Source organism: Acinetobacter sp. YH16052, from assembly GCF_013417155.1.
In the GTDB taxonomy this organism is placed as follows: domain Bacteria; phylum Pseudomonadota; class Gammaproteobacteria; order Pseudomonadales; family Moraxellaceae; genus Acinetobacter.
Genome location: NZ_VPEO01000145.1, coordinates 1 through 1524 on the forward strand (window position 1 = coordinate 1; position 1524 = coordinate 1524).

1 protein-coding gene is annotated in these 1524 nt (G+C 28.7%); it reads right to left on the minus strand.

Annotated features, from left to right (window positions below):
* Positions 1-8: 8 nt before the first annotated feature.
* On the minus strand, positions 9-851 hold the full coding sequence (locus FTV42_RS16795) for an EcsC family protein (protein WP_179997522.1): 843 nt from the start codon (positions 849-851) through the stop codon (positions 9-11).
* Positions 852-1524 lie beyond the last annotated feature (673 nt).

Consider the following 1524-nt stretch of genomic DNA (forward strand, 5'->3'; position numbering starts at 1 on the left):
TAAACAAACTATATACTTTGAATTTCCAGATTATACTTTCTAGCTAAAAAGGTTTCTCTATAAGTAAAGTAAGCAGCATCACAAACCTTTTCAGTATAATAAGCATTAAAGCCAGCCCCCACTAAAGATCCAACAGCCGGAACTACTTGAGCTAATTTAGCTTTGGTCAATCTTATTCCTATTGCTTCCGCCATTTTTTTAATCATCTTTACGAAGACAAACTTCTCTAATTCTTCCCATGTTTGTTTTTTTGCTACCTGAGAAGCAATTTTAGCTAATTGAGCCATTGCAGCGTGTTTAGCTTGATCTGTAGGAGCAGATGCTAAGCTAAGAATATGTAAAATCATTAGTTTCTGATCTTGTAGCTCAATATCAAACCCATAATATGTTGCGTATTCACAGATAGCTCTAAAATTGATAAGAATTAATCCAGGTATATCTATTACCATACCAGGAAGTCCGGCAGCACCGGTTAATCCTCCTTCAGCCGCAGCAATAGTTACATATTTTTTCCTTAAACCTGAGCTACTTTTATCTAATATAGATAAATCAATTTTTTCTATATCTTTCAATTGTTTAATGTCAACTTTAGATTTATCGGATAGTTCTTTAAATATTGCATCGTATCTAACAGTTGTTTGGGCAGATTCATAACATATAGTTGTTAAACCAGCAATAGATTTTGTAATAACTTCACCGAAAACTCGATTATCTATAATGACTTCTGCAGCTTTATGTATAGGAGTAGCTACTAGAGAAAATCCTTTTTGTAAAAAGTTTTTTTCTTTTGGATTTCTCCTATTACGAATTTCCTTCCATACTTTGTTTTCATATTCTGTTTGTTTAATCATCTTAATTAAAAATATTCACGTATTTTTGTAATAATATAATATTATTAGTATTTTTCAATATGTTACTTTACTATAGAGTGTATTTATGACGTTCAATTTTTGAAAAAACTATGCCAAATCCTCATAGATCCAAAGTAGTCCAATGTCCTATTTGCAAACAAACAAAAATTATGCCTTCCCATAGTGATGTCATTCGGAAAACAGATATTCCTATTTGCGAAGTATGTAAAAAGCAAATGACCTTCATGAAAAAGGCTACAGTGATAGATTGGATAGAACATCCTAAAGATATAATTTCACTACAGACAAAAAAAATTAAAACTTTATTTAATAGAAAATTCTAATGGAACAACTAATATTATTGATTTGCAAATTTTTAGTACATTTACTTATAGATTACTTTCCTTTTAATATCTTAATTTCTATTATTTTTGGGGCAATTTTTATTTTTATTTTTAGAAAGAGAAATTAATCCAGTTAGCATAATGGTAACTATATGAAAGTAAAAGGCCTAGACTGTAGACTAGGCTTTAAAATTTAAAAATTCATATTATTGAACGAATTTTTCAACTAATTTCTTAATAGCATCAATATCTCTATTTTTAATAATATTAAAAATTTCTTGAGGTCCAATATCTTTTAGTACTTTATAGATGCTATTAAATTTATCTTT